Origin of the sequence: Haloarchaeobius amylolyticus (genome assembly GCF_026616195.1) — an archaeon.
In the GTDB taxonomy this organism is placed as follows: domain Archaea; phylum Halobacteriota; class Halobacteria; order Halobacteriales; family Natrialbaceae; genus Haloarchaeobius; species Haloarchaeobius amylolyticus.
The window spans coordinates 335,477-353,651 of sequence record NZ_JANHDH010000002.1 but is presented as its reverse complement, the minus strand read 5'-3'; the positions used below and the strand labels follow the sequence as shown (position 1 = coordinate 353,651).

The window sequence follows — 18,175 nt, the reverse complement described above, 5'->3', positions numbered from 1 at the left end:
AACGCGAGAACAGCAGATTTCAAGCCACCGCCGTCCCTCTGTCCGCCAGACAGTGGCCGCACTCGACCCGACCCTCGCGACCGTCCTCGACGACCTGACCGACCTGCCGGAGTGGCACGAACTCGGCGTCGAAGACGCCCGGCGCGTCGAGGACGAGACGTTCGGCGGCGCGAGCGCCCCGGCGGTGGAGACCGAGGACGTGACCGTCCCGCTCGGCAGCCGCGACGTCGCGGTCCGGGTCTACCGCCCGCCCGGCGTCGAGGCACCCGCCCCGGGGCTCGTCTTCGCCCACGGCGGCGGCTTCGTCCTCGGCACCCTCGACTCCGCCGACGACCTCGCGGCACGGCTCGCGACCGGGACGGACAGCGTCGTCGTGAGCGTCGATTACCGGCTCGCGCCCGAACACCCGTTCCCCGCGGGGCTGGCCGACGTCGAGGCCCTGACCCGCCTCGTCCTCGCCGGGAGCGACGAATTCGGCATCGACCCGGACCGGGTCGGCGTCGCCGGCTCCAGCGCCGGCGCGAACCTGGCCGCGACCGTCGCCCGCCGCCTGCGCGACGAACCAGCCCCGGCGGGAGGCCGCACCAGCCTCACCTGCCAGCTGCTCTTCTACCCGATGCTCGACCCACGTTGCGACCGGAGATCGCACGTCGAACACGCCGACGGCCCGCTGCTGACCCGGCGCGACCTCGTCTGGTTCTGGGCGCTGTACCAGGGCGACGACGAGGTGACGGCGACCCAGGCTGCGGCGCACGTCGCCGCCGGAGGCGAGGGCGCGGCGGTGACACGGGGCGCAGCCGCCAGCGGCGGGCCGCCGGACCTCTCGCCGCTGGAGCGCGGCAGCTACCGGAATCTGCCGCCCGCAGTCGTCGTCACGGGCGGGGTCGACCCACTCCGGGACGAGGGGCGGGCCTACGCCGCAGCACTGGCCGACGCCGGGGTGCCCGTCGCCGACCTGCACTACCCCGGCATGTGCCACGGCTTCCTCTCGCTCGCGGACGTGGTCCCGGCCGCCGCCGACGCCTGGGACGACGTCGAGGCGGCGGTCCGGCGGTATCGCTGACGCCAGCGGTTCCTGTCCTGCCCCGACGAGAAGCGTTAACCCACCGACGTGAGTGAGGACAGACAGGCAATGGTCACCGCCACCCTCACCGACCTCCTGTTCGTCGTGCTGGGCGCCGCCGGCCTCTGGTTCGGCGCGGTCGTCCTCGTCGAGTCCGCGGTCCGCATCGCCTGGCGGCTCGGCATCCCGACGCTGGTCATCGGGCTCACCGTCGTCGCCTTCGGCACCTCGGCCCCGGAGTTCGTCGTGACGATCGACGCCGCGCTCACCGGGAAGGCCGCGGTCTCGGTCGGGAACGTCATCGGCTCGAACGTGTTCAACCTCGGGTTCGTCCTCGGCGGTGTCGCGCTGGCCGGCGCGCTCCCGGTCTCGTACGACCTCGTCCAGCGCGACGGGACGGCCCTCCTCGTCGCGGTCGTGCTGACGACCGCCTTCCTCGTCGACGGCCAGCTCGACCGGCTGGAGGGGAGCGTCCTCTTCGTCGCCCTGTTCGCGTACCTGTCGCTGCTGGCGACGCTGAGCTCGCGGGAGCCGATGCCGGAGACCCTCGTCGGGGCGGGGGACGACGACGGCGACGAACCGGTCGACCTCGCCGAGGTCAGCGGGTTCGAGCTGCTCGACGTGCCGAAACTGCTCGTGGGACTGGCCGTGGTCGTCGTCGGCGGGCACCTGCTGGTCGAGGGCGCGGTCGGCATCGCCCAGGCCGCGGGCATCTCCGAGTGGGTCATCGGTGCGACCGTCGTCGCGGCCGGCACCTCCGCGCCCGAGTTCGCGACCTCGCTCATCGCGGCTCGCCGGGGGAGTGCGGGCCTCTCCGCCGGGAACCTCATCGGGAGTTCGGTGTTCAACCTGCTCGGCGTGCTCGGGCTGGCGAGCCTCATCACACCCCTGAACGTGGGGCCGGCCGCGTACCCGAGCAGCATCGCCCTGCTCGTGCTCTGCCTGCTGGTCGTGGTGCTGCTGGGGACCGAGGAGGAACTCGCCCGGTGGGAGGGCGCACTGCTCGTCGTCGTCGGGTTCGTGAACTGGGTGGTCGGGTTCCTCGCGGGGTGAGTGTCGTTCTCCCGCGGCAGCGTCGCGTGCGAACACTCGCCAGTCTGGCGCGGCCTGCGCCATCCAGCCGCACCCCTAAAACGGCGGCCGCCGTAGCACCCCCCATGAGCCAGCACCAGCGCCCCCATCGCCTGACAGGCGGTGCCGAACTGGACGACCTCGTCGCCACCGAACCCCTCGTCCTCGTCGAGTTCTACACGAAGGGCTGTGGCAAGTGCCAGTCCATGGAACCGATACTCGGCAACGTCGCCCGGGTCACCGACGCGACCGTCGCCATGGTCAACCCCGGCGACGACATCTCGCTGATGGACGAGTTCGACATCCGGAGCGTCCCGACGCTCATCCTGTTCCGCGACGGCGAACCGGTCGCACGACTGGCAGACGGCTTCGTCCCGACCGACGAGGTCGTCGCGTTCGTCGAGGAACACGCGAGCGACTGAACCCCGCGAGCGGTCCGGTCACGCGAGTCGCTGTAACTCGGCCCGTCCTGCGGGCACCCGGAACCGCCGCAGGAGCCGCCTCCTCGCGGCCGCCGTATTCTCCGTCCTGTCCACGCCCCAGGCCGTCCAGACGCACTCCTCCCTGGTGAGCCGCAGCGTCGTGTACCCCCAGCGACTGCTGTTGAACCACGCGACGTGGGGGTTCTGGGCCCGGACCAGGTGGTCGACCACGCGCTCGCCCGCGGTCGCCGGGACCGCCCCCAGCGCGGCGAGGTTGTCGCTCGACACCGCGGGCGTCATGAACTCGACGCCGACGCGCTTCCCTGGTGCCGGCAGGTCCGACGCCGAGTCGACCCCGTCGTAGGAACCGAGGAGGTGGCCCGCGAGGTAGGAGTGCATGTCGCCGGTCAGGACCACGAGGTTCGTCACGTCGGCCGCCCGGAACGACCGGAGCAGGTACCGGCGTTCGAACCCGAAGCCGTCCCAGGCGTCGGGGTTGCGTCTCCCGGTGCCGGACTTCCCGAACGACAGCGGCGAGAGCACCACCTCGTTCCCCCATAGCTTCCACGTCGCGTCGGACCGGGTGACCCCGTCGACCAGCCACCGGCGCTGCTCGCCGCCAAGCATCGTCCGGGTCGGGTCGCCGGGCGTGCCCGCAGCCCAGGGGTCCTGTCCGGGCGCGGCCGCCGCGACCGCCGGGGGCGGCGACCGGTACAGGCGCTCGTCGGTCAGGAACAGGTCGGCGAGGTCGCCGAACCGGAGCGACCGGTAGAGGCGCACCTCGTCGCGGATCCGGGTCGGGTCCGGCGCTCCAGCCGGGTACCGGACGCGAGAGGGGACGTACTCCGTCATCGCCGCGAGGCCCGCGACGTAGAGTTCGCGCATGAACTCCGGGTCGTCGCCCATCGGGTGGTCGTCGGTCGCCGGGGCGTCTGTCTCGGGGTCCCACCAGCGGTCGTTGACGATCTCGTGGTCGTCCCAGACGTGCAGGAGGGTGTGACGCTCCAGCGCCCGCTGCATGAAGGGGTCGCTCCGGTAGGTCCGGTGGAGGTGCCGGAAGTCCGCGAGCGACCAGGCGATGGCCTCGCCGCTGGGCAACGCGATGTCGCGGCCGGGCAGGGCGCTCTCGCCGGCGTACTCGTAGATGAGGTCGCCGAGGTGGAGCAGGTAGTCGAGGTCCTCGGCCGCGACGTGGGCCAGCGCCCCGAAGTAGCCCTGCCGGTAGTTGTTGCACGAGAGCACGCCGAGGGCGAGTTCCGGGGGCGAGGCGTCCGGGGTGGGGAGCGTCCGACACCGCCCGACCCGGCTCGCCGCCCCGTCGTAGACGAACCGATAGAACAGGTGGCGGTCCGCGGGGAGACGGCCGTCGAGGTCGACCGTCACGCAGTGGTCGTCGTGGGGGCCGATGGCGGCGGCCGGGACGACCCCGCGGAAGACCACGTCGGCGAAGGCGTCGTCGGCCGCGACCTCGATGCCGAGGGGCGTCGCCGGGACCACGAACTCGGGTGCGATGCGCGTCCAGCAGAGCACCCCGCTTGGCGTCGGGCCACCACTGGCGACCGACTGCGGGAACACGTCCGCGGCGGCCTCGCGGTCGACCGCGAACACGGCGGCGTGCTCGGCGTCGGGTGACTCCGGTGCGACCGGCGTCGCGGCCGTCCCGGCCCGTGCCAGAACCGCGAAGGCGGCGGCCGCGGTGGTCGCACTGGCGGCGTGGCGGCGGCTCCGGCGGGAGACTGCTGTCCGGCGGTCCCCCTGGTCGTCGGCGCTGGTCATCGCTCCAGAGTACGCGATTCGCGGGTAAATCGTGGACGAGTACTCAGCCTGATGAGCAGTGAGCGAGCCAGTTCAGAGTCGCTCGACCAGCGCGTCCTCTGGCCCCCGGACCCGGATGGCCTCGGTCCGTTCGGCGAGTTCGAGCGCGTCCTCGAGTTTCGCGGCCTGCTCGGCGTAGATGGTGAACAGCGGGTCGCCGACGCTCACCTCGTCGTCCTCGCGCCGGTGCAGGTAGAGGCCGGCCCCCGCGTCGCGGGGAGCCCCGGCCCGGCGGGCGATGGCGCTCACGAGGCGGTTGTTGACGTGCGTGACGACACCGTCGCGTTCCGACTCGACGACCGCGGTCTCTGCCCCCGGTTCGAGGTCGGCCATCGTCACGTCCGGGTCGCCGTCCTGGGCGGCGACGATCCGGCGGAACCGTTCGAGCGCCCGCCCGGAGTCGAGCACCGCGGTCGCGTCCTCGTCGATGCCACAGCATTCGAGCAGGATGTCCGCGAGCCGGAGCGCCTTCAGCCTGAGTTCCTGTGGCCCACCGCCTTCCAGGACCGCGAGGACGTCGCGGGCTTCGAGCACGGGACCGATCCCCCGGCCGATGGGCTGTTCGCCCGTGGTGATGGTGCACTCGACGGTCAACCCGAGGTGTTCGGCGACGCGCTTGAAGTCCTCGGCGAGTTCGCGGGCCTCGACGAGGCTCTGGACCTTCGCCCCCTCGCCGTAGGGGAGGTCGACCACGACGTGGGTCGACCCGGCGCTCTTCTTCTTCGAGAGCACGGAGGCGATGAGCTGTCCCGGCGGGTCGAGCGACAGCGGCGTCTCGGCACGGATGATCTTGTCGTCGACCGGCGAGAGGTTGACGCTCCCACCCCAGACGAAACAGCCGTTCGTCTCCTCGACGATCTCCTTCATCTCCTCCAGGGAGAACTCCACCTCGCAGAACACCTCCATCGTGTCCGCGGTCCCGGCGGGCGAGGTCACCGCCCGCGAGGAGGTCTTGGGTATCTTGAGCCCGCAGGCGGCGACGATGGCGACCACGATGGGCGTGACGCGGTTGCCGGCGACCCCGCCGATGGAGTGCTTGTCCGCGACGACGTCGTCCTCCCACATCACGACCTTCCCGGCCTCGGTCATGCACTCGGTCAGGTACGTCGTCTCCGACAGCGAGAGCCCGTTCGTGTAGACGCCGGTGACGTAGGCACCGAGTTCGACGTCGCTCAGGCGGTTCGCGTCGATGTCGTGGACGATGGCCACCAGTTCGTGTCGTTCCAGCTCGATGTCGTCGAGCTTCTTCCGGATGTACTCGACCGACCGTGGCCGGGGGGCCGGTTTGACCTCCACCTCGCCGGTGACGTGACGGATGCCCTTCGTGACACCGAGTTCGCCCCGCGCGACGACCTCGTCCATCAGCTCGACGATGGCGATGGTGGTCCGGTCCGCCGACTGCATCTGGACGCGGTCGAGTGGGTTCACCGCGAGTTCCTCGGCGTCGGCCGTGTTGAGGAGGACGGTCGGGTGTCGCGTCCCGATGTCGACCTCCTTGGCAGTCAGTCGCATAGTCGTAGAGAGGCGTGCCGTGCTCAAGGCCTTCGTGGTCGCTCGCTGACACCCCATGTCAGGAGCACGGGCAGACACGGATGCCCCCCGCTGACACCCATGTCACCTGGTGAACCCGGCGTCCGCGAGCGTTTATGGGGGTGCCGTCCCTGCGTAATGACGAGGACAGTTCCAGGGGGCGCAGTCCGTCACGGGCCGCCGCCCTCGCGCGTATTCCCCCTCACCAGAGACATCCCTACCCCACCACCCATGTCACAGAAATCGCAGTACCTCGACGACGTCTCCGCCGACGAATCGTACGACCAGCTCCCCGACGACGAGACCGTCGAGGCGACGGTCGCGAACCTCGAAGACCGTGGCTTCGACGTGGTCGTCGTGGACGACGCCGCGGCCGCCCTCGACGCCGTCACCGACCGGATTCCCGACGGCGTCTCGGTCATGAACGGTCACTCCACGACACTGGAGGAGATCGGCTTCATGGACCTGCTCGAATCGGGCGACCACGACTGGGAGGACCTCCACTCGCAGGTCTGGACCATCGACGACGACGAAGAGCGCCAGCAGTTCCGCCGCGAGGCTCAGGCCGCCGACTACTTCCTCGGAAGCGTCAACGCCATCGCCCAGACCGGCGAACTCGTCGCCGCCGACGCCTCCGGGAGCCGCATCGGCGCGTACCCCTTCGCCGCCGGGAACCTCGTGCTCGTCTCGGGCGTGAACAAGATCACCGAGGACCTCGACGCCGCCCTCGACCGGCTGGAGCAGTTCGCCTACAAGCTCGAGGACGCCCGCGCTCAGGAGGCCTACGGCCAGGGCTCGGTCATCGCGAAGCAGCTCATCTACCGGCACGAGACCGAGGAGGACCGGACGACGGTCGTGCTGGTCCGCGAGAACCTCGGGTACTGACCGGCGGGTACTGTCGAGCCCCGCGAGGCCCCTGTCCCGAACCGACCGATTCCAGTACAGTTCAAAATTCTAACTTTTTTCGGCGTGACTGCGCCGACAGTGCCCAGAGAACGCCAGCAGCAGCCCACAGTATATACTCTATATTCCGGACTGTTCCCCACTCGTGTCGTCATACATACTTTTACATTCCGGTTATCGGTAGTGGTAACCGCGCATGCGACGGTTACTCACGGTCCTGCTCGTCACGCTCCTCGTCGCCGCCGGGGCTGTCGGCCCGGTGGCGGCGAGCGAACCGGTATCGTCCCCCGAGACACGGGCCGGTGCGACCGCGCCCGCCACCGGGTCCTCGCTCGCGGCCGAGGCGCCCGACAACGAGTCCAACGGCTCGACCACGCTGACGCTGCTGACCTACAACGACATCCAGACCGCGGCCGTCGAGAACCAGACGTTCCCGCGGATGGTCCACCTCATCAACGAGCGCCGGGCCGCCCACGACAACCCGACCGTCGTGGTCGGCGGTGGTGACCAGATCAGCCCCCACGCGCTCTCGCCGCTGACGCAGTGGCGGACGCCCGTGGCCGCGCTGAACGTCCTCGAGCCCGACGCCGAGGTCATCGGGAACCACGACCTCGACTACGGCTTCGGCGCGGTCGAGAACTTCTCGAACGAGTCCGAGTTCCCCTGGCTGATGGCGAACATCGTCGACCAGGAGACCGGTGAGCCCATCCCGGGCACCGAACCCTACACCGTCGTCGAGCGCGACGGCGTGAAGGTCGGCATCGTCGGGCTCGCCGACGAGGCCATCAAGTCCAAGACCGCCGTCGACTTCGACGAGAAGGGCTACGAGCTCCGGAACTACTCCGAGACCGCAAGCGAGTACGCCACGATGCTGAAGGAGGAACGCGGCGTCGACGTGGTCGTTGCGGCCGCCCACATCGGCATCCCCGAGTCGAAGACCCTGGCCCGCGAGACCGACAACGTCGACGCCATCGTGGTCGGTGACGACGAGGTCGAGTACCCGCCCCAGGAGACCGCAGGAGCCGTCATCGTCGAGGCCGAGGCCCGCGCCGAGCACGTCGGCGAGGTCGACCTCACCGTCGAGAACGGCGACGTGACGGCCTGGAACGGTCGCCTGCTGAACGTCACCGAGGACGTCCCGCGCAACGAGACGGTCGCGGACATCATCTCGAAAGCGCGCGAGGACACCCTCGAAGACGTGGCGGGCCGGACGACCGTCCCCCTCGACGCCCGGTTCGCCTCGAACTACCACGACGAGACCGCCCTCGGCAACATGATCGGCGACAGTTTCCGCGCCAAGACCGGCGCCGAGGTCGCCATCACGAACGCCGGCGGCATCCGCTCGAACAGCGTCTACGGCCCCGGGAACGTCACCGTCGGGGACGTGTACAACATCCTGCCGTTCCGCAACACGCTCGTGACGGTCGAGTTGACCGGCGCCGAACTGAAGCAACTGCTCGCCAGCCAGGTCGTCACGCTGGAGAGCGAGACCGGCCAGCGCTACGGCTCGGAGGCCCAGCTCCAGGTCAGCGGCGTCACCTACGAGTGGGTCGGCCACGAGGGCGAGGAGCCGTACATCCGCGAGGCGTGGGTGAACGGCGAACCGCTCGACGAGGACGAGACCTACACCGTGACGGTCAACTCCTACATGGCCGGCTGGGAGGGCTCGGTCCTGACGAACGCGACCCGCGTCAGCACGACGAACACGCTGTACGGGACCGCCCTGCTCGACTACATCCGGAACAACACGCCCGTCTCGCCCGCGGACACGAACCGCATCCGGCGGGTCGACAGCGTCACCGCGGTCCGGGACATCTCCGTCGAGAAGGGGATGGCGACGGTGACCATCGACGCACCGAACGGGACGACCGCGACCGTGCCGGATAGCTTCTACGTGGTCGACGGCGCCAGCAGCGAGCGCCTCGCCGCCGAGTCGGTCACCCTCACCGACGGGACCATCGAGGTCACCTTCGAGAACGCCGCCTTCCGCCGCATGGCGGGCGAGGGCGGCGACCTCGAACTCTACGGGAAGTACGAGACGACGGCGTTCGACCGGGTCTACTTCGAGCACTCGGTCGTGAACGCCGACCTGCGCGCGAGCGACTCCGGCGGGAACGCCTGCGCCGACAGGTCGGGCCACGGTGCTGACGACGACGAGGCCGACCGCGGCCAGTCCGCGAACGCCAGCGCCACCGTCCCGGCCGGCGTGCCGGCCACGCCCGCCGCGCCCGTCGCGTAGGGGCGACCCAGTCGGACACCGGCACTGGCACCACACGCGAACCGAGTTCCATTTTTCGGGCCAGTAAGATAGCAACTCCCCGACAGAAGTTCGTTTCAGTTCGCGCCAGGACAGAAACGGAGTTCTGCGAACCTATACCCTGCTCGCAGCCGTCTCTGCTCCTATGACGACCGAATCAAACCGCGGCTTCCTCGGCTCCCTCGTCGACGGCATCGTCGACCAGGCCACCCTCGACACCGGCACGGAGACCACCGCCACCGTCGAAGAGACGGTCGACGCGACAGCACTCGACCGTCTCACCGTCGAAAGCGTCAACGGTGACGCGGTCCTGCGCCTGACCGAGGACGACACCGTCACCGTCACCGCGACCAAGCGGACCCGCGCCGGCGCCGACCACCTCGACCGCCTCCACGTCAGGACGACCGTCGCGGACGGCACCCTCCGCGTCGTGGTCGAACCCGAGGACGAGGGCGTGGGCAGGAACGTCCGGGCGAAGGCGGACCTCGACATCGCGGTCCCGGCGAGCGTCGCGGTCGACCACGTCGAACTCGTCAACGGGAGCATCACCCTCGACGGCGTCACCGGCGACACCCGGGCCGAGGTGGCCAACGGGGGCATCGAGGCGACCGACGTGGCCGGCTTCGTCTCGCTGCAGGCCGCAAACGGGAGCGTGACCGCCCGCGGCTGTACCGGCATCGACGCCGCCGAGACGGCCAACGGGTCGGTCGACGTGGCGGTCCACTCGCTCCGGCGGAACGCCGAGGTGGGGTCCCCGAACGGGTCGCTGACGGTCCGGCTCGCAGCCGACCTCGACGCCGACGTGCTGGCCGAGACGCTCATCGGGCGCGTGACCGTCGAGGACTGTGACCTCGCGGTCGCCAGCCAGTCCTCGCGCCGACTGCTCGCGACCCACGGACAGGGCGGCTACGAGATAGAGGCGTCGGCGGTGAACGGGTCGGTCACCGTGACCGGCGTCTGAGTTCGGCAGGGGGACGCCCGCGTAGTCCCCACGGTCCCGTTTTCAGCCGGCCAGCGCGGCCGGGACGAGACAGGTTGGGTCTGGTCAGTCCCGTTCGAGTCGCTCGCGGCGGCGCTCGAACTCCTCGTCGGTCAGGTCGCCGCGGGCGTACGCCCGGCGGAGTTCGTCGAGGGCAGGGTCGCCCTCGTTCCCGCCGCCGAGGGACTTCAGCAGCAGGTAGCCACCGCCGACGACCACCGCGAGGACGAGCAGTCGGCCGACGAGGCTGGCGGCGAACCACCACCACGACCACTGGCCGTCGAAGCCCATCCAGTGGTCGTGCCAGGTCGCACCGCCCCCGCCCATCCCCATGCCCATCATCCCGCCGAACAGCAGCGGGACGAGGAGCACGGCGGCGAGCAGGAGCGCGACGATACCGAGGCCGGACCGCGCTGCGGCAGTGTCCATACTGGAGGCTACGGGGTCCTCGTTCACCTCGGTTCCCCTTCGGGGTCACCGGGTCACAGCCCGGTCGTGGCTTCGAATCGAGTGTGCAGTGGCGGCGTGCCCTCGGAATCCAAGGCCACCGTGCTGCTGGTCGGTCAGGTTCCGGGCGGTGGCCGCGGTAAGTGACAGTGAGTCGAGGCGTAACGGTGGACTTACCCGCCTGACGGTTCTTCTAGCCTGCGGAACATACGATGGAACTCAGAACCGGGCTCTCGTACGGCGACGTGTTGCTCGTCCCACAGCGCTCGCCCGTGGAGAGTCGCGACGACGTGACCCTCTCGACGACGCTCGCGCCGGGGCTCGACCTCGACGTCCCCGTCCTGAGCGCGGCGATGGACACCGTGACGGAGGCCGAGCTCGCCATCGCGCTCTCGCGGGCGGGCGGCCTCGGCGTCCTCCATCGCTTCTGCACGATCGCCGAGCAGGTCGCCGAGGTCGAGCAGGTGGTGGACGCGGGCGAACGCGTGGCCATCGCGGTCGGCATCGACGAGGACTTCGAGGCACGCGCCGCGGCCTGCGTCGAGGCCGGCGCCTGCGCACTCGTCGTCGACGTGGCGCACGGCCACCTGGAGACGTGTCTCGACGCGACGCGCCGGCTCGCGGACGAATTCCCCGACGTTCCGCTCGTGGTCGGGAACGTCGTCACGGCACAGGGGGTCGAGGACCTCGCGGCGGCCGGCGCGGACTGCGTCAAGGTCGGCGTCGGCCCCGGCTCGCACTGCACGACCCGGGAGCGGACCGGCGCGGGTATGCCCCAGCTCACCGCGGTCGACGACTGCGCCGCGGCCGCCGAGCGCTGTGGCGTCACCACCATCGCCGACGGCGGCATCCGGTCCTCCGGCGACGCCGTGAAGGCGCTCATGGCGGGGGCCGACGCGGTGATGATGGGTGGCTACTTCGCCGGCACCGACGAGGCCCCCGGCCGGACCGTCACGCTCGACGGCGAGCGCTACAAGGTCTCGCGGGGGATGGCCAGCGAGGCGGCGAACCACGAGCGCACCGACAAGGACCTCACCCTCGAACACGGCGAGGGCGTCGAGGCGCTCACGCCGGCCGTCGGCCCGTTCGACGAGCACCTCGCCGAGTTCCTGTCGGGGATGCGCTCGGGGCTCTCGTACTGCGGCGGCCGCGACATCGCGGAGGCCCGCGCCAAGGCCGAGTTCGTACAGGTCGCCGAGAGCGCCCGCGACCGCGAGGGCATCCACTCCGTCGCGGCGATGGTCGACGGCGACATCGAGGGCGCGGCGGCCGACGACTGAAGCGTCGTCGGCGTCGTTGCCGTCTCCACCCGGTGAGCCACCGGTGACCGCTCTGGCTATGTCCCGTCGGAGCCTAACATCTGGTTAGTGACGGCGCCCCGGTCCAGCGGTCGCCGTCTTCGACCAGCACCCTATCAGCAGCCATGCCGCGACGACACACCACAGCCGCGGGACCCGGCGCACGGAACCGCCGGCACCCGCCCACGACGGAGGCCCGATGAGACCGGGCAGAGAGACCCTTCCCTTCGAACCCGACGCGGACGCCCCGGACCCGATGCTCCGGCTCTTTCGAACCTACGGGCGCGACGACCTCCACCTGTTCGTCCTCGGGCTGGTGACCAGCCTGTTCTCGCGGCTCGTGGGGCTGGTGCCGCCGCTGGTGCTCGGTATCGCCATCGACTCGGTGTTCAACGACAACACGCCATTCCGGCTCCCGCTGGTCCCGGGCTCGCTGCTCCCGGCCACGACGCTCGACCAGCTCTGGCTCTCGGTCGCGCTCATCGTCGGCGCGTTCGTCGGGAGCGTCGTCTTCGGCTGGACGCAGGGCGTCAGCCTCTCGCTGTTCTCGAACCGGGTGCAACACGCCCTGCGGACCGACACCTACCGGGCGATGCAACGGCTCGACATGGCCTTCTTCGACGACAAGCAGACCGGGCAGGTGATGTCCGTGCTGAACAACGACGTGCGCAACCTCAAGCAGTTCCTGAACGGCACGGTAAGTGGAGCCATCCAGCTCGTCGTGACGGTCGTCGGCATCGCCGCCCTGTTGCTCTACCTGAACTGGCAGCTGGCACTGGTCAGCCTGGTCGGCGTGCCCCTGTTGCTCACCTTCACCGTCTGGTTCATGCGGACCATCCGACCCCTCTATCGTGCCCTGCGCTCCAGTTTCGGGGACCTGAACACCAGATTAGAGAACAACCTCGGCGGGATGGAGGTCATCAAGACGAGCAACACCGGCGAGTACGAGGACGGCCGCGTCACCGACGCCTCGTGGGACATCTACGAGCGCACCTGGGCGGTGGCTCGCCTCGAGTACCTCTACCAGCCGGGGATGGACATGCTCGCGGGCGTCGCCTTCGCCGCGACGTTCCTGCTCGGCGGCTACTGGCTGGTCGCCGGGCCGCCGCCGGGGTTCTCGGGGACGCTGTACGTCGGCGAGTTCGTCACGTTCCTGTTCATGACCCAGCGGTTCGTCGACCCCCTCGCGGGGATGGGTCGCATCGTCAACTCCTACGAGAACGCCCGCGCCTCCGGCGAGCGCATCTTCGGGCTGAAGGACCTCCCGGTCGCGGTCGCCGAGGCCGACGAGCCCGTCACCCTCGATTCCGTCGCGGGTCGCGTCGAGTACGACCACGTCGACTTCAGCTACGTCGAGGGCGAGCCGGTGCTGCACGACGTGACCTTCACCGCGGACCCGGGCGAGACGATCGCCTTCGTCGGGCCCACGGGCGCCGGGAAATCGACCGCCGCGAAGCTCCTGCTCCGGCTCTACGACGTGGACTCCGGCGCGATCCGCGTCGACGGACACGACGTGCGCGACCTCGCGTTCGACAGCCTGCGCGACCACGTCGGCTACGTCAGCCAAGACGTGTTCCTCTTCGACGGCTCGGTCCGCGAGAACATCGCCTACGGGAGCTTCGACGCCACCGACGAGGCGGTCCGGGAGGCCGCCCGGGCCGCCGAAGCCCACGAGTTCGTGCTGGACCTGCCCGACGGCTACGACACCCGCATCGGCGAGCGCGGCGTGAAGCTCTCCGGCGGCCAGCGCCAGCGCCTCTCGCTGGCACGGGCGATGCTGCAGGACCCGGCCATCCTCGTGCTGGACGAGGCGACCTCGGCGGTGGACACCGAGACGGAACTGTACATCCAGCGCGCCCTGACCCGGCTCACGGCCGACCGAACCACGTTCGTCATCGCCCACCGGCTCTCGACGGTGCGCCACGCCGACCAGATTCTCGTGGTCGAGGACGGCCGCATCGTCGAGCGTGGCACCCACGACGAACTGGTCGCGTTGGGTGGGCTGTACGCGACGCTCTGGCGCGTGCAGGCCGGCGAGTTCGAGGGCGACGCCGAGGGGCTGGTCCGGCGGCTGCTCTCGGACGGGGAGGGGAGACGGGAAGGCGAAAGCGACGGCGAGGGCGAGTCGGGCGAGTCCGCGGTGTAGCCGGCAGCACCGACCGCCGGGGGCAGACCTTTGGGTCCCCCCGCCGACGTGCCAGGCGACGAGACGATGACAGCGTCCCCATCCGGCACCCGGTTCGACGAGTGGCAGCGCGAGGACTGGCGAGCACCCACCGAGGGCGGCCCGGTTCGGTTCGCGGTGGTCGGCCTCGGTAGCTTCGCCCGGGAGTACGCGCTCCCGGCGTTCGCCCGGGCGAGCGACTGCGAGGCGACCGTCGCGGTGAGCAGTTCGCCAGCGAAGGCCGAGTCGGTCGCCGGCGAGTTCGACATGGCCCGGGCCATCACCTACGACGAGTACCACGACGGCGTCGCCGCCGAGGACTACGACGCGGTGTACGTCGTGACGCCCCACGCGCTCCACGAGCCCTACGTCGAGACGGCGGCCCGGCTGGACAAGGCGGTGCTCTGCGAGAAGGCGATGGCCGCCACCCGCGAGGGCGCCGAACGCATCGCGGAGACGGTCGCGGAGGCCGGCATCCCCTTCATGGTCGCCTACCGGATGCAGTTCGGCCCGGCGGTCCGGCGGGCCCGCGACCTCGTCGAATCGGGGTTCGTCGGCGACCCGGTCCACGTCCACGGGAGCTTCACCTTCCGGCTGCTCGACGACCCCGACGCGGAGTCGGACCGCTGGCGGGTCGACAAGGGCCTCTCGGGTGGTGGCGCGCTCACCGACATCGGCCTCTACCCGCTCAACACCACCCGGTTCGTCCTCGATTCGGAGCCGGTCAGCGTCTCGGCGACGACCGCCAGCCCGGACGCCGCCTTCGCCGACGTGGACGAACACGTCGCCTTCCAGTGCGTCTTCGAGAACGGCGTGCAGGCCCAGTGCAACGCCAGTTTCGACGCCTACACCGGCCACCAGCTCCGCATCACGGGCACCGAGGGTCGCATCACCCTCGACCCCATCTTCGTCGAGGGGAACGAGCAGACCGTGACGCTGGAGCGCGACGAGCTGACCGAGACGGTCAAACTCGGCGAGGTCGACCAGCTCACGCCACAGTTCGCCTACTTCGCCCAGTGCGTGCTCCGGGACGAGGAGCCCATCGCCGGCGCGGCCGAGGGCGTCCGGGACATGGCACTCGTGGAGGCGATCTACGAGGCCGCCGAGAAGGAGGAGACGGTCGACGTGCCGGTCAGTTGAGCCAGTTCCGCAGGACCGCACCGAAGCCCGCCGCGCCGATGCAGAACGAGACGATGCCGCCGATGCCCGTCAGGGCGAGGCCACCGTTGATGGCCGCGCCGACCAGCAGGGGCTTCGTCCAGCCGTCCTCGCGGCCGACGAGGCGCTCCGCGATGGCGAGGTAGGCGATGGCCGCGCCGACCGCCCAGGCCACGAACAGGACGATGCCCAGCGGGATGGCGAGGAGGATGCCGACGATGGTGATGACGAGGATGACCATCAGGACGAGCACGAGCACGAGGCTCAGCACGCCGTAGATGGCCGACCCGATGGGTTCGTCGCGGACGTACGCCATCATCTTCTCGGTGTATCCCGGTGCCAGCGCGACGAGGATGGCCCCGACGATGAGGGTCGTCAGGAACGCGCTGACGGCACCGCCGACGAGTCCGGCACCCGGATTGACGTTCACGTCGACGCCGTTGCCCTGCACCTGCAGGACGAGGCCGAGGAGCTGTGAGGGAAGTGGAACCATGGGTGCACAGACGCGCCGTGAGGTGAAAACACCACCCTGTCACGAGGTATCAGCGCACGAGACCGGCAGCCGAGGCCCCGACGCGGGGTCGGCGGCGCCAGCCCCAGCCGCCCCCCGCCGCCACAGCCGGAACCTTGAAATTCTGTTGAACTGAGACGTTCGGTATGGACGTGCGTCTCAGGCTCTCGCTGGTGGTGCGGATGGCAGTCGCGACCGTAATCGTGGCCTCGCTGTCGTTCTGGGTGGCGCTGTTCACCGGTGTTCTCGGGTCGGCGCTCCTGCTCGGTGTCGTCGGCTGGATTCCCTCGAAGGTGGCGACGTTCGCACTCGAAGCCCCACGGCTCTCGGCGGTGCTCGGCATCCATCCGGGCATCGTCGCCGTCGCCGCGCTCGCCGCCCTCTGGCTGGTCTACGTGGGCTGGCAGCGCGTCGCCCCGCGGGCCAGAGACGACTACCTGTTCCCGCCCTCGGACCTCCCCCAGTGGCTCCTCGTCCTCGTCTGCCTCGGCGCGCTCTACTCGCTGCTCGTCGAGGCCGCCGCGGCCATCACGCTCGCGGTCCTCGCGGTCCTCAGCCCGTTCTCCCTCGGCATCCTCGTCCTCGCCATCGGCTTCCTGCTCGGTATCTACGGCTTCGTCAGCGGGGTGAAGAAGACCATCCGGCGCCTGCAGGAACGCTCCATCTCGGAGGCGGTCCCGGCCGACGAGGTGGACGACCGACTGCCCGAGGTGGTCGCCAGGCTCGCCAGGCAGGGGAGCGTCCCGGCCCCGGCAGTGCAGGTCACGCCCCGGGACCGCCCCGAGGCGTTCACCATCGGGTCCGGGTCGTCGGCGATCCTCGTCGTCTCCGAGGGCCTGCTCGACGTGCTCCCCGACGACGAACTCGAAGCCGTCCTCGCCCACGAGGTCAGCCACCTCGCCAACGGCGACAGCCGGGTGATGGCGACCGCGATCGCCCCGATAGTCTACGCCGAAGGGCTGTACATCGACGAGCACCCGGACGACCCCGGCGACGTGGTGTTCAACCTGTTCGTTCGCATGGCGCTCCGGTACGGCGAGTTCGGCGTCGCGTTCCTCTCCCGGGGCCGGGAGTGGGCCGCCGACGCCGGGGCGGCGGAGTTGACGGGGAACCCTGCCGCGCTCGCCAGCGCACTGGCCCGGCTGGACGACGAACACGGGGTCCCGCAGGAGGACCCGCGGGAGTGGTCGGAGGCATATGCGGCACTGGACATCGTGCCGACGCTGGACCCCGACGGCCGGGCGTTCCCGTTCCGGACCCACCCGTCGACGCAGGACAGGATCGAGCGGTTGCAGCGGCTGGCGACGGAACTGGAGTCGAAGGGGTCGGCTGCGACCAACAGCTAGCGAGACGGCCGGTCAGTCGCGCAGGGCGGGAACCTCACCCGGGGCACCACAAAATTTTCCTGCGCTCCTCGACAGTCACTCGACCATGCCCCCCGCGATATTCCAGTTCGTGGCCCTCCTCATCGCGGTCCTGTCGCTCGCGACGGCCGCGTTCCCCCGCCAGATGAGTCGATGGCAGATGCGCGGCCCCGCCGGGACGACCCAGATCGAACCGGGTGAAGGTCGCCTCCTCGTGATGCGGCTCATGGGCGTCGTCGTCGCGGTCATCGCCCTCCTCATGGCCTTCGGTGGGCCCGCGATGCTCATGTGACGCTTTCACTCGGCCGCCGCGGTGTCCAGCCCGGTCCCGGCTTCGAGATGCTCCCCGAGGCGCTGGACGAACCGCGCGGCCGGCGCCCCGTCGACCACGTCGTGGTCGAAGGTGACGGTGAGGCTCAGGTACTCCCGTGACTCGAGTTCGCCGTCGACGAGGCGCGGTCTGGTCCCGATACCGCCGACGGTGAGCTGGAGCGTGTAGTTCGTCGGGCTGATGGCCCACCCGTTCCCGGTGCCGAACATCCCGACCGACGTGACGGCGACGGTGCCGGCGAGGCGCTTCCATCGTTCCGGTGACACCCGCGGAAGCCGCCATATCTGCCTGCGAACGAAGCCGGGCAGGCGCCGGGCGAGCCGGGCGAGCCTGCCCTCGGAACGCGTCGAGGCGTCCGCCTGGACGGCGCGGATCTCGTCGTGGATCGACCGGACAGACCGCCGGTCAGCCCCCCGGATGACGTGGGGGACGCCGGCGCGGTCGCCGTCGACCTCCCGCTCGACCAGGACGTTCACGTCCACCTCCTCGAACTCGTGGACCCGCCCGCGCCAGTCCCGGTAGCGATGGACCCGTGGCTGTTCCGCCACGGCCGTCGCCAGACAGCCGACGACGAAGGCCGTGAACGAGAGGGCCGTGCCGGTCTCCGTCTCGATGGTCCGCAGGCGCTCTCTGGCCGCGGTGACGTCGACCTCCACCAGGCCGTGGACGTTGCTCCGGGTGCCCGCCACCCGCATGTAGTCCGCCGTGAATCGCTGCTGCGGGGACACGCGCTCGGCGCCGGGCGCTCGGTTGTTCATAGCCTTACATGAACGGCGCGGGCTAAATCCGTATGCACCGACCGAGGTGGTCGGTCACGAGGAGCAGGCACCTGTCGGGAGGTCCCAGTGGAAAATGGAAGAGC

16 protein-coding genes are annotated in these 18,175 nt (G+C 70.3%); 11 read left to right on the top strand and 5 right to left on the bottom strand.

Features of this window, described 5'->3' with window-relative positions:
* Positions 1–52 precede the first annotated feature (52 nt).
* From NOV86_RS14145 to NOV86_RS14135, 3 genes are all read left to right on the top strand, one after another.
* Positions 53–1,063, top strand: coding sequence for an alpha/beta hydrolase (locus NOV86_RS14145; RefSeq protein WP_267642211.1), 1,011 nt, complete (start codon positions 53–55; stop codon positions 1,061–1,063).
* 69 nt (positions 1,064–1,132) lie between these two features.
* A complete protein-coding gene (locus NOV86_RS14140; RefSeq protein ID WP_267642210.1) occupies positions 1,133–2,116 on the top strand; it encodes a calcium/sodium antiporter in 984 nt (327 codons plus the stop codon).
* Positions 2,117–2,220: 104 nt separating this feature from the next.
* Complete coding sequence (locus NOV86_RS14135) at positions 2,221–2,556, top strand: thioredoxin family protein (RefSeq protein WP_267642208.1); 336 nt, start codon at positions 2,221–2,223, stop codon at positions 2,554–2,556.
* Between the two features lie 18 nt (positions 2,557–2,574).
* Here the strand turns inward: NOV86_RS14135 and NOV86_RS14130 are convergent, their stop codons facing one another.
* Together NOV86_RS14130 and NOV86_RS14125 are read right to left on the bottom strand one after the other, a co-directional pair.
* Positions 2,575–4,332 (bottom strand): alkaline phosphatase D family protein, encoded by a 1,758-nt coding sequence (locus NOV86_RS14130; protein WP_267642206.1) that lies wholly within the window; start codon positions 4,330–4,332, stop codon positions 2,575–2,577.
* 72 nt (positions 4,333–4,404) lie between these two features.
* Positions 4,405–5,883 carry an AMP phosphorylase gene (locus tag NOV86_RS14125; RefSeq protein ID WP_267642205.1) on the bottom strand — a complete coding sequence of 493 codons (1,479 nt, stop codon included), beginning with the start codon at positions 5,881–5,883 and terminating at the stop codon, positions 4,405–4,407.
* A 249-nt stretch (positions 5,884–6,132) separates the two neighbouring features.
* On the opposite strand from NOV86_RS14125, the gene NOV86_RS14120 reads away from it, so the two are divergent.
* The 3 genes from NOV86_RS14120 (at position 6,133) to NOV86_RS14110 (ending at position 10,022) form a co-directional block, all read left to right on the top strand.
* Positions 6,133–6,786 (top strand): lactate utilization protein, encoded by a 654-nt coding sequence (locus NOV86_RS14120; RefSeq protein WP_267642204.1) that lies wholly within the window; start codon positions 6,133–6,135, stop codon positions 6,784–6,786.
* Between the two features lie 214 nt (positions 6,787–7,000).
* Complete coding sequence (locus NOV86_RS14115) at positions 7,001–9,043, top strand: bifunctional metallophosphatase/5'-nucleotidase (RefSeq protein WP_267642203.1); 2,043 nt, start codon at positions 7,001–7,003, stop codon at positions 9,041–9,043.
* A 163-nt stretch (positions 9,044–9,206) separates the two neighbouring features.
* The gene (locus NOV86_RS14110) at positions 9,207–10,022 is read left to right on the top strand and encodes a DUF4097 family beta strand repeat-containing protein (RefSeq protein WP_267642200.1); all 816 of its coding nucleotides are present in this window, start codon (positions 9,207–9,209) and stop codon (positions 10,020–10,022) included.
* Between the two features lie 84 nt (positions 10,023–10,106).
* On the opposite strand, the gene NOV86_RS14105 is transcribed toward NOV86_RS14110, so the two are convergent.
* A complete protein-coding gene (locus NOV86_RS14105; protein WP_267642199.1) occupies positions 10,107–10,469 on the bottom strand; it encodes an SHOCT domain-containing protein in 363 nt (120 codons plus the stop codon).
* A gap of 230 nt (positions 10,470–10,699) precedes the next feature.
* On the opposite strand from NOV86_RS14105, the gene NOV86_RS14100 reads away from it, so the two are divergent.
* The 3 genes from NOV86_RS14100 to gfo6 all read left to right on the top strand — a co-directional run bounded on the left by NOV86_RS14100 (position 10,700) and on the right by gfo6 (position 15,089).
* The gene (locus NOV86_RS14100; protein ID WP_267642198.1) at positions 10,700–11,767 is read left to right on the top strand and encodes a guanosine monophosphate reductase; all 1,068 of its coding nucleotides are present in this window, start codon (positions 10,700–10,702) and stop codon (positions 11,765–11,767) included.
* 274 nt (positions 11,768–12,041) lie between these two features.
* Positions 12,042–13,931: an ABC transporter ATP-binding protein gene (locus tag NOV86_RS14095; RefSeq protein WP_368408786.1), complete on the top strand. Its 1,890-nt coding sequence runs from the start codon at positions 12,042–12,044 to the stop codon at positions 13,929–13,931.
* A 66-nt stretch (positions 13,932–13,997) separates the two neighbouring features.
* Positions 13,998–15,089 carry a D-xylose 1-dehydrogenase Gfo6 gene (gfo6, locus tag NOV86_RS14090; RefSeq protein ID WP_267642196.1) on the top strand — a complete coding sequence of 364 codons (1,092 nt, stop codon included), beginning with the start codon at positions 13,998–14,000 and terminating at the stop codon, positions 15,087–15,089.
* On the opposite strand, the gene NOV86_RS14085 is transcribed toward gfo6, so the two are convergent.
* Complete coding sequence (locus tag NOV86_RS14085) at positions 15,082–15,600, bottom strand: DUF8173 domain-containing protein (protein ID WP_267642195.1); 519 nt, start codon at positions 15,598–15,600, stop codon at positions 15,082–15,084. The genes gfo6 and NOV86_RS14085 overlap by 8 nt on opposite strands.
* A 164-nt stretch (positions 15,601–15,764) precedes the next feature.
* Here NOV86_RS14085 and NOV86_RS14080 point away from each other — a divergent pair, with 164 nt between their 5' ends.
* Both NOV86_RS14080 and NOV86_RS14075 read left to right on the top strand, forming a co-directional pair.
* A complete protein-coding gene (locus NOV86_RS14080; RefSeq protein ID WP_267642194.1) occupies positions 15,765–16,964 on the top strand; it encodes a M48 family metallopeptidase in 1,200 nt (399 codons plus the stop codon).
* An 85-nt stretch (positions 16,965–17,049) separates the two neighbouring features.
* A complete protein-coding gene (locus NOV86_RS14075; protein WP_267642192.1) occupies positions 17,050–17,274 on the top strand; it encodes a DUF6199 family natural product biosynthesis protein in 225 nt (74 codons plus the stop codon).
* 5 nt (positions 17,275–17,279) lie between these two features.
* On the opposite strand, the gene NOV86_RS14070 is transcribed toward NOV86_RS14075, so the two are convergent.
* Positions 17,280–18,071: a 2-oxo acid dehydrogenase subunit E2 gene (locus NOV86_RS14070; RefSeq protein WP_267642191.1), complete on the bottom strand. Its 792-nt coding sequence runs from the start codon at positions 18,069–18,071 to the stop codon at positions 17,280–17,282.
* Between the last annotated feature and the right edge of the window lie 104 nt (positions 18,072–18,175).

What these genes read in the sequence shown, in the direction of transcription:
- NOV86_RS14140 (WP_267642210.1), top strand. Translation starts at nt 1,133, where the DNA reads ATGGTCACCGCCACCCTCACCGACCTCCTGTTCGTCGTGCTGGGCGCC.
- NOV86_RS14135 (WP_267642208.1), top strand. Translation starts at nt 2,221, where the DNA reads ATGAGCCAGCACCAGCGCCCCCATCGCCTGACAGGCGGTGCCGAACTG.
- NOV86_RS14130 (WP_267642206.1), bottom strand. Translation starts at nt 4,332, where the DNA reads ATGACCAGCGCCGACGACCAGGGGGACCGCCGGACAGCAGTCTCCCGC.
- NOV86_RS14125 (WP_267642205.1), bottom strand. Translation starts at nt 5,883, where the DNA reads ATGCGACTGACTGCCAAGGAGGTCGACATCGGGACGCGACACCCGACC.
- NOV86_RS14120 (WP_267642204.1), top strand. Translation starts at nt 6,133, where the DNA reads ATGTCACAGAAATCGCAGTACCTCGACGACGTCTCCGCCGACGAATCG.
- NOV86_RS14115 (WP_267642203.1), top strand. Translation starts at nt 7,001, where the DNA reads ATGCGACGGTTACTCACGGTCCTGCTCGTCACGCTCCTCGTCGCCGCC.
- NOV86_RS14110 (WP_267642200.1), top strand. Translation starts at nt 9,207, where the DNA reads ATGACGACCGAATCAAACCGCGGCTTCCTCGGCTCCCTCGTCGACGGC.
- NOV86_RS14105 (WP_267642199.1), bottom strand. Translation starts at nt 10,469, where the DNA reads ATGGACACTGCCGCAGCGCGGTCCGGCCTCGGTATCGTCGCGCTCCTG.
- NOV86_RS14100 (WP_267642198.1), top strand. Translation starts at nt 10,700, where the DNA reads ATGGAACTCAGAACCGGGCTCTCGTACGGCGACGTGTTGCTCGTCCCA.
- NOV86_RS14095 (WP_368408786.1), top strand. Translation starts at nt 12,042, where the DNA reads ATGCTCCGGCTCTTTCGAACCTACGGGCGCGACGACCTCCACCTGTTC.
- gfo6 (WP_267642196.1), top strand. Translation starts at nt 13,998, where the DNA reads ATGACAGCGTCCCCATCCGGCACCCGGTTCGACGAGTGGCAGCGCGAG.
- NOV86_RS14085 (WP_267642195.1), bottom strand. Translation starts at nt 15,600, where the DNA reads ATGGTTCCACTTCCCTCACAGCTCCTCGGCCTCGTCCTGCAGGTGCAG.
- NOV86_RS14080 (WP_267642194.1), top strand. Translation starts at nt 15,765, where the DNA reads ATGGACGTGCGTCTCAGGCTCTCGCTGGTGGTGCGGATGGCAGTCGCG.
- NOV86_RS14075 (WP_267642192.1), top strand. Translation starts at nt 17,050, where the DNA reads ATGCCCCCCGCGATATTCCAGTTCGTGGCCCTCCTCATCGCGGTCCTG.
- NOV86_RS14070 (WP_267642191.1), bottom strand. Translation starts at nt 18,071, where the DNA reads ATGAACAACCGAGCGCCCGGCGCCGAGCGCGTGTCCCCGCAGCAGCGA.